Source organism: Microvirga sp. GN3, assembly GCF_055792825.1.
In genome coordinates, this window is sequence record NZ_JBVVAK010000019.1 from 1 (window position 1) to 14,208 (window position 14,208).

General features: G+C 63.0%; 11 protein-coding genes. 6 read left to right on the forward strand and 5 right to left on the reverse strand.

Features of this window, described 5'->3' with window-relative positions:
• Positions 1-207 precede the first annotated feature (207 nt).
• Positions 208-1,926 carry an adenylate/guanylate cyclase domain-containing protein gene (locus ACS5Q1_RS11750; RefSeq protein WP_473098351.1) on the forward strand — a complete coding sequence of 573 codons (1,719 nt, stop codon included), beginning with the start codon at positions 208-210 and terminating at the stop codon, positions 1,924-1,926.
• A gap of 14 nt (positions 1,927-1,940) precedes the next feature.
• Here ACS5Q1_RS11750 and ACS5Q1_RS11755 read toward each other — a convergent pair whose 3' ends face one another.
• Complete coding sequence (locus ACS5Q1_RS11755; RefSeq protein WP_473098352.1) at positions 1,941-2,177, reverse strand: hypothetical protein; 237 nt, start codon at positions 2,175-2,177, stop codon at positions 1,941-1,943.
• Between the two features lie 47 nt (positions 2,178-2,224).
• A complete protein-coding gene (locus tag ACS5Q1_RS11760; protein WP_473098353.1) occupies positions 2,225-2,827 on the reverse strand; it encodes a cation efflux transmembrane domain-containing protein in 603 nt (200 codons plus the stop codon).
• Between the two features lie 148 nt (positions 2,828-2,975).
• Here ACS5Q1_RS11760 and ilvD point away from each other — a divergent pair, with 148 nt between their 5' ends.
• The 5 genes from ilvD to ACS5Q1_RS11785 all read left to right on the forward strand — a co-directional run bounded on the left by ilvD (position 2,976) and on the right by ACS5Q1_RS11785 (position 10,471).
• Complete coding sequence (gene ilvD, locus ACS5Q1_RS11765; RefSeq protein WP_473098354.1) at positions 2,976-4,805, forward strand: dihydroxy-acid dehydratase; 1,830 nt, start codon at positions 2,976-2,978, stop codon at positions 4,803-4,805.
• A gap of 294 nt (positions 4,806-5,099) precedes the next feature.
• Positions 5,100-8,018: an autotransporter family protein gene (locus ACS5Q1_RS11770; RefSeq protein WP_473098355.1), complete on the forward strand. Its 2,919-nt coding sequence runs from the start codon at positions 5,100-5,102 to the stop codon at positions 8,016-8,018.
• Between the two features lie 177 nt (positions 8,019-8,195).
• Positions 8,196-8,495, forward strand: coding sequence for a hypothetical protein (locus ACS5Q1_RS11775; RefSeq protein WP_203440838.1), 300 nt, complete (start codon positions 8,196-8,198; stop codon positions 8,493-8,495).
• A 139-nt stretch (positions 8,496-8,634) separates the two neighbouring features.
• Positions 8,635-8,952 (forward strand): quaternary ammonium compound efflux SMR transporter SugE, encoded by a 318-nt coding sequence (sugE, locus tag ACS5Q1_RS11780; RefSeq protein WP_473098356.1) that lies wholly within the window; start codon positions 8,635-8,637, stop codon positions 8,950-8,952.
• 25 nt (positions 8,953-8,977) lie between these two features.
• A complete protein-coding gene (locus ACS5Q1_RS11785; RefSeq protein WP_473098357.1) occupies positions 8,978-10,471 on the forward strand; it encodes a sensor domain-containing diguanylate cyclase in 1,494 nt (497 codons plus the stop codon).
• 32 nt (positions 10,472-10,503) lie between these two features.
• On the opposite strand, the gene ACS5Q1_RS11790 is transcribed toward ACS5Q1_RS11785, so the two are convergent.
• The 3 genes from ACS5Q1_RS11790 to ACS5Q1_RS11800 form a co-directional block, all read right to left on the reverse strand.
• Positions 10,504-11,874, reverse strand: coding sequence for a glutamate--cysteine ligase (locus tag ACS5Q1_RS11790; protein WP_473098358.1), 1,371 nt, complete (start codon positions 11,872-11,874; stop codon positions 10,504-10,506).
• Positions 11,875-11,997: 123 nt separating this feature from the next.
• On the reverse strand, positions 11,998-13,137 hold the full coding sequence (locus ACS5Q1_RS11795) for a carboxylate-amine ligase (protein WP_473098359.1): 1,140 nt from the start codon (positions 13,135-13,137) through the stop codon (positions 11,998-12,000).
• Between the two features lie 171 nt (positions 13,138-13,308).
• Complete coding sequence (locus tag ACS5Q1_RS11800) at positions 13,309-14,055, reverse strand: 16S rRNA (uracil(1498)-N(3))-methyltransferase (protein ID WP_473098360.1); 747 nt, start codon at positions 14,053-14,055, stop codon at positions 13,309-13,311.
• Between the last annotated feature and the right edge of the window lie 153 nt (positions 14,056-14,208).

Sequence of the window (14,208 nt, forward strand, 5' to 3'; positions counted from 1 at the left end):
ACAAGGACATCCTCGATCATTGCTGTGACGCGTGGAACAGGCTCACCGAGCAGCCCTGGACGATTATGTCCATCGGCTTGCGCGACTGGGCACACGGGTTCTGATCACCAGGACGTGGTATAAGTTCGCACTTCCGGCCATCGCAGCGTAAACTGGTCTGCTAGCAGCACGCTTTAGTCTCGCACTGCCTCACACGGGAAACCTGGCATGCAGCGCCGACTGACCGCGATCATGGTGGCAGATATCGTCGGATATTCCTCCCTGATGGAAGCCGCCGAAGAGCAGATGGCCGACCGTCTATCTGGCTGCCATGAGCTCGTCCGGGAGAAGGTGTCCTGCCTCGACGGCAGGGTATTCAATTCCTCCGGCGATTCATGGCTTGCCGAGTTCTCCAGCCCGATCAACGCCCTGCGCTGCGCGTCCGAGATCCGGAACTCGCTCGCCGGCAGCTCCGTCTCCGAGGGCGACCCGCTGCACCTGAGGTTCGGTCTCCACCTCGCCGATGTGGTCATCCATGGCGAGGATCTGATCGGCGACGGAGTGAATGTCGCGGCGCGCATTCAGCAGGACGCGGAATCGGACACCATCTGCGTCAGCGGCGTGTTCTTCGACAACATCCGCCGGAACTCCCCCTTCGCCTTCGACGATCTGGGTGAGCGACATCTCAAGAATCTGTCCGAACCGATCCGCATCTACCGGCTGCGGGACGAGATCAACCGGTTCCGCCTGCAATCGGCACCGACCCGCGTACAGGCCGCCAGTGAGAAACGACCCTGCTCCATCGCAGTCATGCCCTTCCGCGTCATGGGCGGGGACGCGGACCAGCTCTTCCTCGCGGAGGGCCTGACCGATGAGCTGATCGTCGAACTCGCGCGCTTCCGGCGTCTCTTCGTCAGCTCGCGCACTGCGAGTTTTGCCATCAGCGGGAACGGATTGGACCCTGTCAGGGTCGGCGAACTTCTCGGCGTCCGCTATGTTCTGGAAGGTCAGGTCAGGAAGATCGCGGACCAGATCCGGATCAATCTCACGCTCACGGAGACCGAAGGCGGTTCGGTGGTATGGAGCGACAAGATCGCCCGGCCTTTTGCCGAGCTCCTGGATTGGGTCGACAAGACGGTGGCGACGATTGCGGCAACGGTGTTCGGGCGCATGGAAGATGCGAGCATGATCACGACCCGACGCAAGCTTCCCGAGAACATGAACGCCTTCGAGTGTCTGCTGCGTGGGATCGACTGTCATCGGCTCGGCGGTGTGCTCGAGGGGTATTCCCGCGAGGCGGTGAAATGGTTCACCCGGGCCATCGAGCTCGATCCGAATTACGCGGCTGCCTATGCCTGGCGGGTCTGCGCCGCATCGGATCTTCCGGAGTTCAGCTTTCCCGAAAGCGAGCCCGATATCCGTCACGCTCTCGAACTGGACCCCTGCGACGCCGAAGCGAACCGGATCGCCTCCTTCTTCGAACTCCTCAAGGGCGATTTCGATCATGCGGCGACGCTGATGCGACGCGCCATGGAGTTGAACCCGTCGGACGCCTATATCAAGGCGCGCTGCGCTGCCGTCTCGACCTTCATCGGCGAGGCCGAGGGATCTTTAAAGCTGCTCGACGAAGCCGAGGCCCTCGATCCGCTCCTTCCCGTGTGGTGCATCGAAGAGCGCGGCATCGCCCATTACTCGCTGGGGAGCTACGACGAGGCGCTCGCCGCCCTAGGCAAGCTCGTCTTCCAGACCTTCCGCTCCCGCCTCTACCGCGCAGCCGCACTGATGGCGCTCGACAGGCCGGACGATGCGGCTCCACTCGTGAAGGAGGCCATTGCGAGCAAGCCGAGCCTGACCGTGTCCCGATTTCTGTTCCAGGAGCGTTATCGCGACCCGGCGCTGCGCCAGCAATTGCGCCGGCGGCTGGAAGATGCCGGTCTCCCTTCGTGAAGCTCAAGGCCCGATTACGGCCCCTGCAGACTCGACCAGATCTCTTCCAGATGGCGCGGGCCCAGCACGGCGCCGGAGGCGGCCCGGATGACCGTCTCCATGCCGGCGGGCGGCTCATTGTTCATGGCCCAGTGAACGGCCTCGCGGAGGGTGGTAAATTCCCTTACGTCACTCGGATGGCCCTGGCCGGCCGTGCCGATCGGTTCGTATTGCAGATGGGCCGGGGCATCCAATTCGGCTTTGGTGAGCATGTCGCGGTCCTGCCTCGTTCGGGATGTCTTGAGCAGGACAACGTTCTTCAGGCTTCAGACGTTTCAGCCCTGTGCTCCTCGCGCGCCGCCTCCCAAACCTCGCGCGCGGCATCGGCATTCATCGCCGCTATGGCAAGACCGACGATCAGGTCCGGCCAGGCCGAGAGCGTGGCGGCCGTGACCAGTCCCGCTCCAACGATGGCGGCATTGGCGATGGCATCGTTGCGGGCGGACAAGAAGGCCGCCTTCGTCAAGCTGCCGCTGTGGTGGCGGTAACGGGCGAGAAGAAAGGCGCAGGTGAGGTTGACGATCAAGGCCCCTGCCCCGGCGAGCGTCAGCGGCACCGGATCGGGCGCGACCGGTTCCCAGAACTTCTCCCAGGCTGTCCAGAGGGTGGCAAGGCCCGGTACGAGGATGATCCCCGCCAGCACCATCCCGACCCGTGCCCGCATCCTCGGTCCCCAGCCGAGGGCCGCGAGAATGAGAAGGTTGATCGAGGCATCCTCCAGGAAATCGACGCTGTCGGCGAAGAGCGACACCGAACCGATGGCGAGCGCGACCGCGAACTCGATCCCGAAATAGCCCAGGTTCAGGACCGCCACGATGGCAACGGTTCGCCGGAGGGCTTGGTCATGAGGCGGATGGTCCATGGCATTCCTGTCTTCAGGGCTGGTCGCGTCGAGCCCGTTTATCGGCAATTCCATTGCGGCAAAGCAGGCGCGACCACAAGGAATGGCAAATTTTCTTGCAACTCGCGCAATTTCAGTTGAACAAGGCCCCAAAGCTCAAGGGGAAACCATGCCAGCCTATCGTTCTCGCACCACCACCCACGGCCGCAACATGGCGGGCGCTCGCGGCCTCTGGCGCGCCACGGGCATGAAGGATTCCGATTTCGGCAAGCCGATCATCGCCGTCGTGAACTCTTTCACCCAGTTCGTGCCGGGCCACGTCCACCTCAAGGATCTGGGCCAGCTGGTGGCGCGGGAGATCGAGAAGGCAGGCGGCGTCGCTAAGGAATTCAACACCATCGCGGTGGATGATGGCATCGCCATGGGCCATGACGGCATGCTCTATTCCCTACCCTCGCGGGAGCTGATTGCGGATTCTGTCGAGTACATGGTCAACGCCCATTGCGCGGACGCGATGGTCTGCATCTCCAACTGCGACAAGATCACCCCCGGCATGCTGATGGCCGCCATGCGCCTCAACATCCCGGTGGTCTTCGTCTCGGGCGGGCCGATGGAAGCGGGCAAGGTCGTGCTCAACGGCGTGACCAAGAAGCTCGACCTCGTGGACGCCATGGTGGCCGCCGCCGACGACAAGATCGCGGACGAGGACATCAAGGTCATCGAGCGTTCCGCCTGCCCCACCTGCGGCTCGTGCTCGGGCATGTTCACGGCCAATTCCATGAACTGCCTTACCGAAGCGCTCGGTCTGTCACTGCCCGGCAACGGCTCGACGCTCGCGACCCATGCCGACCGCCGCCGCCTCTTCGTGGAAGCCGGCCACCTCATCGTCGATCTCGCCCGCCGCTATTACGAGCAGGACGACGAGACCGTTCTGCCGCGCTCCATCGCCTCCTTCGCGGCCTTCGAGAACGCCATGACCCTCGACATCGCCATGGGCGGCTCGAGCAACACGGTGCTGCATCTCTTGGCCGCGGCATATGAGGCGGAAGTCAATTTCACCATGGCCGATATCGACCGCCTGTCGCGCCGCGTGCCTGTGCTCTGCAAGGTCGCGCCTGCCGTTGCCAACGTGCACATGGAAGACGTGCACCGCGCCGGCGGCATCATGGGCATCCTCGGCGAGCTCGACCGCGCGGGCCTTCTCGACACCTCGGTGCCGACTGTCCATGCCAAGACCATGAAGACGGCGCTCGAGCGCTGGGACGTACGCCGCACCAACTCCCACGCTGTGCATGAATTCTTCAGCGCCGCTCCCGGCGGCGTGCCGACGCAGGAGGCCTTCAGCCAGGAGAGCCGCTACGACAGCGTCGACACGGACCGCGCCGCCGGCACGATCCGCGACGCAGAGCATGCCTTCTCGAAGGATGGCGGCCTCGCCGTGCTGTCCGGCAATCTCGCGCTCGACGGCTGCATCGTGAAGACCGCCGGTGTGGACGAAAGCATCCTGGTGTTCTCCGGCCCGGCCATCGTCTTCGAGAGCCAGGACGACGCCGTCAGCGGCATCCTCAACGGCAAGGTCAAGGCCGGCGACGTGGTCGTCATCCGATACGAGGGACCGCGCGGCGGGCCCGGCATGCAGGAGATGCTCTATCCGACCAGCTACCTGAAGTCGAAGGGTCTCGGAAAGGCCTGCGCACTCATCACCGACGGACGCTTCTCCGGCGGCACCTCGGGTCTCTCCATCGGCCACGTCTCGCCGGAAGCGGCGGAGGGCGGCACCATCGGCCTCGTACAGGACGGCGACCGAGTCGAAATCGACATACCGAACCGCCGCATCCACCTCGCCGTGGCCGAGGCCGAGCTGGAGCGCCGCCGCGCCAAGCAGCAGGCCAAGGGCTGGCAGCCGACCGCGCCGCGCAAGCGTAAGGTCTCGGCGGCCCTGAAGGCTTATGCGATGCTCGCCACCAGCGCCGCCAAGGGCGCCGTTCGGCAGATCTGATCTTAAGTTTATTGAAAGACAAGCAGGGGCCGGGGAGGTATGAGCCTTCCTGGCCCTGTTTTCATTCCAGCCCGGCCTATTCGCACCTCTCTTCAGCAAGAAGAAGAAACCTATACTTGCCTTAGTCAAGTATAATTTGACGCGCGAATAAGACTCGTCCGTTCGTTATCAAGGGCATGTCGAGCAAAATATTTCTTCTTTGCTTTGCCATTTCCCCTCTAAACGTAGAGTAGCCCGCCAGCCCGCCCTTCCTAACTCGAAACGTTATCCTGTTTCGAACAGGGAGGAAGCGCCATGCATAGTAATCATTTCAAGAATGGTTTTATTGCGGTTCGGCCGGACAGTCCTGGCAGTCGCACGGGTCATCTGCGGATCCCATCGTTTCAGTTCCGGCCGATTTCCGCCATCCTGGCTCTCGCGATTGTCGCGACCATCTCCCTTCTCGGCACTGCCCGTGCGGATTGCACGTCGAGCATCTCCGGCGGTCAGACACGGGTAGTCTGCTCAGGACCGACGACCAATCATTACTGGTCGCGGGAAAACACACCATCCTCGGTCGATGTCCAGGCGGGCACCACCATGCAGACAAGCGGCGCGGCGATCCGTGTAGAGGGCGACAGCAGCGTCACGATCGCAAACGGCGCCACAATCACCGTGACCGGCGGCAATGCGGATCAAGCCTATAACGCGATCTATGCCGAAGATGATGGAAGCACCCTCACCAATAACGGCTCGGTCTCGACGCGGCAGAACTCCGTCGACGGATTGGAAGCGACGGGCAGCAGGAACACGCTCGTCAACAACGGAAATGTCTCGACACAAGGGACTTCGTCGGAAGCGCTGATCGCGCGCGGCCACAACAACACGCTGCGCAACAGCGGCACCATCGAAACATCGGGCTCCTCCGCCCGCGGCATGATCGCAGAAGGCAACAACAACAGCTTCGTGAACACAGGCGCGATCCGTACCACGGGTGCTGGCGGTGAAGGTATCCGCGCCGATGGGGGCGGCACGACGAACCCCGCCTTGAACGCTACGATCACCAACAGCGGCACGATCACGACGAGCGGCTATACCGCTGACGGCATCCGTCTGATCGGGAACGATGGTACGATTACGAATGACGGAACGATCACCGCCTCAGGCCTCGAAGGGCGCGGCATCAAGGTGGAAGGCAACGGGAACCGGGTGGAGAATCGCGGCACCGTGCAAGGCACAGGGAGCGAAGGCGAAGGGCTCTACATCATCAGCAATGCGGGCCAGACCAACAGCGTCATCAACCGGGAAGGCGGTAGCATCATCGGCCGCGACGAGGTGGCGATCCGCGGTCGCTTCGGTTCGGAAGCGATCGAGAATTTCGGACTGATCCAAACCCATATGGCTGGCGGTGCCGCCGTCGATCTTGGAAGCGGCAACGATTCCTTCCTCATCGGAGCAAGCTCGAACATCCAGGGCTTCGTCAATGCCGGGGCCGGTGCGGATACGTTCAAGCTCGGTGGCTCGACGAACGCCACCTTCGATGTGAGAGAGATCGGCACGAGCGCCAAATACCGCTCGTTCGAGCAGTTCGAAAAGGTCGGAACCTCCACCTGGACCACGGAGAACGACAACAACGGCACCATGCCCTGGGCTGTGCGCGAGGGCACGCTCCTGGTAACAGGAAGCATGGGCGGCTCGGACATGACGGTGTATCGCGGCGCCACTCTCGGCGGCACAGGCACCGTCGGCAGCATCGATGCGCTCTCGGGCAGCATTCTCTCTCCCGGCATCGACGGAGCCTCGAACCGTGCAGGTGTCGGAGACATACGGACCCTCAACGTCAGGGGCGATGTGAACATCGCCGCCGGCACCACGTATCGGGTCGATCTCAACAACAGGTTCGAGAGCGACCGGATCGTCGCCGGGGGGCAAGCGACCATTCGTGGCGGTACGGTCGAGGTCCACGCAGAGCAGGCCACCTATGCGCCAGGCCGCTGGACCATCCTGACCGCTCAGCGGGGCGTGACCGGCCAGTTCAGTGATGTGGACGATCTGATCTTCTTCCAGCCGATCCTGACCAAGGACAGCAACAACGTCTATCTCGAATTGCTGCCTATCTTTCCGGAAACAGATCCGGATCAGGATCCGATAGATCCTGGAACGGATCCGAGGCCGAGACCTGTGCCTCCCCTGCAACCCGAGACCACGCCACCGGTCACGATCCTGCATCACGAGAATCTGTTCCGGGCCGCGATCCTCTGCCGTCTGCGCTGCTCGTCCTCTGATGCCATGGGCGCCGTGCCCTCCTTCGTGGCGATCGATTCCGTGCCTGTGTCATCCGCGGCGGATCATCCGGCACGTCGCGCAGCGGCTGCTCCCGTCGAGGCGGCACCCTCCACTCAAGGAACCGGCTGGGGGATCTGGGGGAAGGTCCTCGGCTCCATCGGGCGCACCGATGCCACGCCGACCTCAGCGGCCATGGAGCGGAACACGGGCGGCATCGTGGTCGGCGTCGATGGCGGCCTCGGCACGCCCTATCGCCTCGGCATCGCGGCCGGCTATCTGGCGACCGCCTTCGACATCGATGCGGTGGCCGCATCCGGCGACATCGACAGCTTCCACATCGGCGCCTATGGCTCGGCCGCCTTCGGAGCCTGGAATTTTCGCGGTGGCGTGGCCTATGGCCATCACGAGATCGACCTCTCCCGCGGCTTCGTCGCCGGGCGCTTCCGCGGCGGCGATACGAACACGTCGGCCGATTCACTCCAGGTCTTCGGAGAAATCGGCTACACGTTCCTGCTCTCGGAGCGTGTCACCCTGGAGCCTTTCGTCGGGCTGGCTCATGTGCATGTGAGCGGCCACGACGTAGTGGAGAACGCCTCGCCGTTCCAGGCGACCGGCGAAGTCGCCTCGTTCGACACCACCTACTCCACCCTCGGCGCCCGCCTCGTCGCATCGATGCCGACCGAGGCCGGTCTCATCACCTTCAAGGGCGTGCTCGGCTGGCGCCATGCCTTCGGGGACGTGGCGCCCGAGGCGCGCTTCACGGTCAACGGCTTCCCAGCCCCATTCCTCGTGGTTGGTGCCCCCATCGACCGCGACAGCCTCGTGGTGGAAGCAGGCGTGAACTGGCAGGTCAGCGAAAAGGTGACCATCGGCCTCATGTATGACGGGGCCATCGGGCAACGGGACCAGGAACACACCCTTCGCGGCAGTCTGAGCGTTCGGTTCTGAACGGCCAGAGCATTAGATGGAAAACCGGGTCCATTTTTCGCACGATGTGCCAGCGCCGCAGCGGCAGGCAAAAAAATCTGCCGCTGCCAAAGGTCCCAGCCGGGCTGTCAAGCCTTGACGAAACACTGTCTCCTGGAGTCCAGTCGGGGAAAGCCCAAATCAACCACAGGATCCTTGATGCCCCGCTTCGCCTTGACCGTCAGCTTCCTTCTCCTTGCCAGCCCGGGTTTCGCTCAAGGAACCCCGGAGGGCAAGGCTCTCCAGCTGACCGTCCGGCCGTCCGGCTACGAGGCACAGGCCAACGAAGCCACGGAGCGGCAGCAGAAGCTGCTCAAGCGGCTTGAGCAGAGCAATCACATGATGCGGTCGATCTGCATCAATTGCGGCGACGGGTGGAAGCACCAGATCTACGCCCCCTTCAATCCCCTCGCGTCGCTGGGGCGCTCCGGCCAGCCCTCGGAAGAAGCCGGTAACTAAGCCGACAAACAGACTTTTGGCCGCGCCTGCCGCATATTGAGAAGCTTTTCCGCTCCCTCTATATTCAGAGGGGTGAGGACGACCTCGCGCCTTCATGACACCCGGTAGGGACGGCCCTGCCAATGACGGAGGTCCTGTCATGGCATGGACTTGGCTCGGTCTTGCCGGCTTGTTCGAGATCGGCTGGGCAATAGGCCTGAAATACACCGACGGTTTCACCCGCCCCATTCCTTCGCTTCTGACCGTCTTAAGCATGGTCGTCAGCATCGTGCTGCTCGGCCTGGCTCTGAAAACCTTGCCCGTGGGAACGGGGTATGCGGTCTGGACCGGGATCGGCACGGTCGGTACGGCGCTCTTGGGAATTTATCTCTTCAGCGAACCGGCAACCGCGATGCGCCTCACCTGCATCGGGTTGATCGTATCCGGAATCCTTGGCCTGAAGTTAGCCTCAGGCTAGCCCCGGCAGTTATGGTTGGGGGGTCATGACTGCATTCGCTCACATCAGGCCGAAATCCGCGGCACGAGGGCTCAAGGCCTTCGTCGTCGTGGTCTGCCTCGTCATCCTCGGCCTGGGGGGCTGGCGTGACTGGAACGAGCGGAAGCAGGAGATCGCCAGGATCAACGCCGAAACGCTGAACCTGGCGAAATCTCTCGTCCAGCATGCGGAAGATACCTTCGAGGTGGCGGACGCCCTTCTGGTGGATGTGGTGGACAGGGTCGAGATGGGCGGCATTGTCCCCGACGCTGCGAGACGACTCGACGCCTTCCTCGTCGAGCGGGTGCAATCCCTGCAGCGCATAAAGTCCATCTCGGTCTATGAAGAGGATGGATTTCTCCTGACGAGTTCCCTGCCCGGCCACCGAGGCAAGGTGAACGCCAAGAACCTGGCTTTCTTCCAACACCATAAAACATCCCCCAGCGGCGACTGGTTTTTCGGCCCCCTGATCCGAGATCCGCTGGGCGGCGATTGGGTTCTCACCCTCTCCCGCCGCATCGACAAGCCGGACGGAAGTTTCGGCGGTGTCGCTCAGGCCAGCATCCCGCCTCGCTATTTCGCCAATTTCTTTGGCCGCTTCGATGTTGGAACCCAGGGCAGCATCACGCTCATTCACAAGAATGGGACACTCCTGTCACGCTACCCTTACATCGAGCGCGCCATTGGGGCCGATATCTCGAATGAACCAAGCTACCAGAGCGGAAGAGGCTCGGGCTCCTATGAATACCTCTCCCCCGTCGACCAGGTGGCGCGTATGGGCGGCTACCATCGCAATCATATCTTTCCCATCGGGGTTCTTGCATCCGTAGGCCGGGACGAAACACTGGCGGATTGGAATAGGGGGTTTGTCTTCCGCACAGTGGTCATGAGCCTGCTCGTCGCCACGATCGCCGCTTTGGGCTGGATCCTGTCGGCGGAGTTGCGCCGTCGTGAGGAAGCGGAGGCCGAACTTTCGGTGCTCGCCGTCATCGATGGCCTGACGGGTCTCGCCAACCGGCGCCTGTTCGACAAGCAGCTCGAGACGGAATGGCTCCGGGCTTCTCGGGAGAAATCACCGGTTTCCCTGCTCCTCGTCGACGTGGATCAGTTCAAGGCTTACAACGACATCTATGGGCATCAGGCCGGCGACGAATGCCTGCGTACCATCGCCAAGACGATTGCGAGCGCGGCCCGCAGACCGGGCGATCTGGTGGCGCGCTATGGCGGCGAGGAGCTTGTAATTCTTCTGCCGGATCTCGACGAGGTCGGCGCGGCGGCCGTAGCCGAGAACATCCGCGCGAAAGTTGAAGCGCTCTGCGTGCAGCACGAAGCCAACATTCCCTCGCGCACCCTGACCGTCAGCATCGGCAGCGCAACCTGCATTCCGAGCTTGGACCGATCCCGCAATGGCCCGGAGAGCCTGATCACGCTCGCCGATGCGGCCCTTTATCGGGCGAAACAGGGCGGCCGCAACCGGGTTGCGGCCGCTAAAGCTGCCTGAGCCGGAACAGATCCCGCCCAAGCAGCCAAGATTCAGAACGCGTATTCCTTGAAAACGGGCATCACCGAGCCGTTCCATCGCCCGTGATAGAGTTCCAGCAAACGCTCTGCAGGTGCCCGGCCTGAGGCGACGATCTCCTCCGCATAGGCGAGATGCACCGTCTCATCGCGGCCTGTCTCGTCGCGATACGCGCGGCCCGCGAGACCGGCCCGCGAGAGGGCCAGCACATCGCGGGCGATATCCTGCACGGAACGGCCTGCGATGCCGGCCCTGAGCGCCTGCTTCGGCACGTCGGCGCGCAGCTGCTCGCGCTGTTCGGCGCTCCAGTTCTTGACGAGCTCCCAGGCACCATCGAGCGCCGTCTCGTCATAGAGCAATCCGGTCCAGAACGCGGAGAGAGCGACGATGTGTTCGAGATTGCCCACATCCGCGCCGCGCATTTCGAGATAGCGCTTCAGGCGCACTTCCGGAAAGACGGTGGAAACGTGGTTCGCCCAATCCGAGCGCGTGGCGCGCTCACCCGGCAATCGAGGATGCTTGCCGGCAAAGAGGTCGCGGAAGGAGGAGCCCGCCACGTCATGATAGGTCGAGTCGCGCTTGACGAAATACATGGGCACGTCGAGCACCCAGTCCACATAACGCTCGTAGCCGAAACCATCCTCGAAGGCGAAAGCCATCATGCCCGTGCGGTCGCGATCCGTGTCGCGCCAGATCTCCGAGCGCATGGAGAGATAGCCGTTGGGCCTGCCTTCGGTGAAGGGCGAGTTGGCGAAGATCGCAGTGGCGACCGGCTGCAACGCGAGAGACACGCGCAGCTTCTTCACCATGTCGGCTTCGGACCCGTAATCCATGTTCACCTGCACGGTCGACGTGCGATACATCATGTCGAGGCCGAGCGAGCCGACCTTCGGCATGTAGTTCGTCATGATGCGATACCGTGCCTTCGGCATCACGGGCGTTTCGGCCTGCGTCCAGAGCGGGCTCATGCCGAGCGTGAGGAAGCCGAGCCCGAGCTTTTCACCAACCGCCTTTGCATCAGCGAGGTGCTGCGCCGTCTCGCGGGCGGTCTCGTGCAGTGTCTTGAGCGGCGCGCCCGAGAGCTCGAACTGTCCGCCTGGTTCGAGCGAAATCGCTCCGCCACCGGTCTCGTCCGCAAGACCGATGGGATGGTCGCCCTCCATGATCGGCGCCCAGCCGGTGCGCTCCTGTAATCCCTCTAAGAGCGCACGAATGCCCCTGCCCCCGTCGTAGGGAACGGGCGAGGCATCAGCCTTGTAGAACGGAATCTTCTCGTGTTCGGTGCCGAGCCGCCAAGTCTCGCGCGGCTTCTCGCCGGAGGCGATCCAATCCACGAGCTCCGACCGTGCACCGATGGGGGTCGTATCGGATACGTCCCGCGCCATGCATCACCTCATCAAAAAGCGCGTTCAAGGCGCGCCGACTCAGGGTCGGGACTCAATAAGGGGCTTAAGGCCAAGGCGCAATGAGGACGAAGCTACAAAACGGTGGGGCGTTGCCATCTCCCTTCAGTGCCGGATCGCCGTTTCTCCCATCGTCTCCGCACTGAGCCAGTCGACCACGCCGGCCAGGGCATCCCGGTTCGGCAGGCCGCGGCCGACCGCTTCAGTATAGAGCGTCAGCTGCTGATCGGCACTGGTGCCGCGGGCCACGATCCAACGGGCCAGATCCAGCTCCCGCTGGCAGCCGAGGACCTTGGCGTCGTCAGCGACGAGATCCAGGGTCTCGGCGAGGAGTTCCCGCACCGGCTTGGCGGTGCGCGTCTTCTCGTCGACGAAGCTCCCATGGATGCCATAACGCTGCGCCCGCCAGCCATTCTCATCGTTGATGGCACGCGAGGCGCCGGTCTGCCCGGCATTGAGCGTGGTGTCCAGGCTGAGGCGGCGGACGAGGCAGCGATAAAGGGCTGCGATTGCGATGGTGTCGTCGAGCCGGGTGCAGCTATCGGCCACGCGCAGCTCAAGGGTCGGGTGCTTCAGCGATGGCCTGATCACCCACCAGACATAGCTCGAATTCTCGATGGCGCGGGCGGCCACGAGGGTGTCGATGTAGCGCTGATAATCCTGCGCGCTCTCAAACAGATCGGGGAAACCGGTACGCGGCAGCTCGCGATAAGCCGCAAGGCGATAACCGAGAAGACCCGTGCGCTGCGCCTGCCAGAAGGGTGAGGAGGTCGAGAGTGCGAGCAGCAGCGGCAGATAGGGCTGGATCCGGTTCATGATGTCGACGCGCATGTCCAGATCCGGCACCTCCACATGGACATGCATGCCGCACAGCACATTGCGGCTGCCCAGCATCTGCAGATCGTGCATGACCTTGCCGTAGCGCGGCTGCGCCGTGGGACGCACGCGCGACCAAACGGCGAGCGGATGGGTGCCCGAGGCCATGATCGACAGGTCGTAGTCGCGCGCGACGGCTCCCACCGAAGAGCGCAGCTCGGCGAGCTGCGCACGGGCGTCGGAGAATTCAACTGCCGGCTTACTCGCGATCTCGATCTGCGGCTCGAGCATTTCGGGCTGGATATCGCCTGAAACCTTGTCCCGGCAGGAGGCAAAGAATTCCTTGATTTTCCCCTTGGCGATATCCCGTTTCAGCGCATCGTTGACGAAGTACTCTTCCTCGATGCCGAACTTGAAGTCCCAGCTCATTTCCCTGTCCCTTTTCTTATTCAGAAATGGCCCTTCGCACATGCGGACCGGCCTGCAGCGACCGGGCCCAAACTCCGGCTCAATGGGGCCAGAATGGGGCGAATCGACGCGAAACTGCTAAGCTTTTGAAGCTAATGGTGGATCGGCTTAAGTCGCTGTCGGGCGCTGAGGTCAGTTCCAATCGCCGAGCACGGACTGAACGACCGCCAACGCGGCCACAGCGGCTGTGTCAGCTCGCAGGATTCGCGGACCCAACGATACGCAAACACATCCTTCGCGGGCAGCGACAAGCGCTCTCTCCTGATCGGTGAACCCCCCTTCGGGGCCCACGATAACGGCCAGACCAGCTTGTTTGTTCCCAAGCTCGGCCAGAGCCTTCACCGGGTTGGAAACGGGCGCATCCTCGTCGCAGAAAACGACCAGGCGATCTTTCTCCAACCCCTTGAGAAAGCGCTCCAAATTCTCTTCTTCGCGCACCTCCGGGATCGACAGGATCCCGCATTGCTCCGCGGCCTCTATGGCGTTGCTGCGCATGCGCTCGAGGTTGACCCGGGAGGCCTGGGTCCGGCGCGTCAGGATGGGCTGGAGAACGCCCGCCCCCATCTCCACTGCCTTCTGAACCATATAGTCGAGGCGGGCATGCTTGAGCGGCGCAAAAGCATAGACGATGTCGGGCGCGGCTGTCTGCTCGCGGGTCCGCTCCACGCAGACGAGATCGGCGGCCTTGCGCCCTTCGACCGAGATCTCGGCCCGCCATTCGCCGTCCCGCCCGTTGAAGATCAGCACGGACTCCCCTGCCTTCAGGCGCAGGACATTCAGCAGGTAATTGGCCTGTCCTCGGTCGAGGACGATCCTGGTTCCAGCCTGGAGGGGCGCATCGACGAAGAGGCGGGGAGCGTTGAAGTCGTATTCGGCCATAGCAACCTTCTGAATGGCCTCCCCTGTAACAAGTTCCTCCGCCCCGAGGGAGAGGGTCAGCCATCTTGGTCACGTGAAATTCAGGTGCGATAAGGCACAGCTTATGCTTAAGGCGACTATTCGCCTCTTGGCCTCAAGGCTCTGAACCTGTTA

What these genes read in the sequence shown, in the direction of transcription:
- ACS5Q1_RS11750 (WP_473098351.1), top strand. Translation starts at nt 208, where the DNA reads ATGCAGCGCCGACTGACCGCGATCATGGTGGCAGATATCGTCGGATAT.
- ACS5Q1_RS11755 (WP_473098352.1), bottom strand. Translation starts at nt 2,177, where the DNA reads ATGCTCACCAAAGCCGAATTGGATGCCCCGGCCCATCTGCAATACGAA.
- ACS5Q1_RS11760 (WP_473098353.1), bottom strand. Translation starts at nt 2,827, where the DNA reads ATGGACCATCCGCCTCATGACCAAGCCCTCCGGCGAACCGTTGCCATC.
- ilvD (WP_473098354.1), top strand. Translation starts at nt 2,976, where the DNA reads ATGCCAGCCTATCGTTCTCGCACCACCACCCACGGCCGCAACATGGCG.
- ACS5Q1_RS11770 (WP_473098355.1), top strand. Translation starts at nt 5,100, where the DNA reads ATGCATAGTAATCATTTCAAGAATGGTTTTATTGCGGTTCGGCCGGAC.
- ACS5Q1_RS11775 (WP_203440838.1), top strand. Translation starts at nt 8,196, where the DNA reads ATGCCCCGCTTCGCCTTGACCGTCAGCTTCCTTCTCCTTGCCAGCCCG.
- sugE (WP_473098356.1), top strand. Translation starts at nt 8,635, where the DNA reads ATGGCATGGACTTGGCTCGGTCTTGCCGGCTTGTTCGAGATCGGCTGG.
- ACS5Q1_RS11785 (WP_473098357.1), top strand. Translation starts at nt 8,978, where the DNA reads ATGACTGCATTCGCTCACATCAGGCCGAAATCCGCGGCACGAGGGCTC.
- ACS5Q1_RS11790 (WP_473098358.1), bottom strand. Translation starts at nt 11,874, where the DNA reads ATGGCGCGGGACGTATCCGATACGACCCCCATCGGTGCACGGTCGGAG.
- ACS5Q1_RS11795 (WP_473098359.1), bottom strand. Translation starts at nt 13,137, where the DNA reads ATGAGCTGGGACTTCAAGTTCGGCATCGAGGAAGAGTACTTCGTCAAC.
- ACS5Q1_RS11800 (WP_473098360.1), bottom strand. Translation starts at nt 14,055, where the DNA reads ATGGCCGAATACGACTTCAACGCTCCCCGCCTCTTCGTCGATGCGCCC.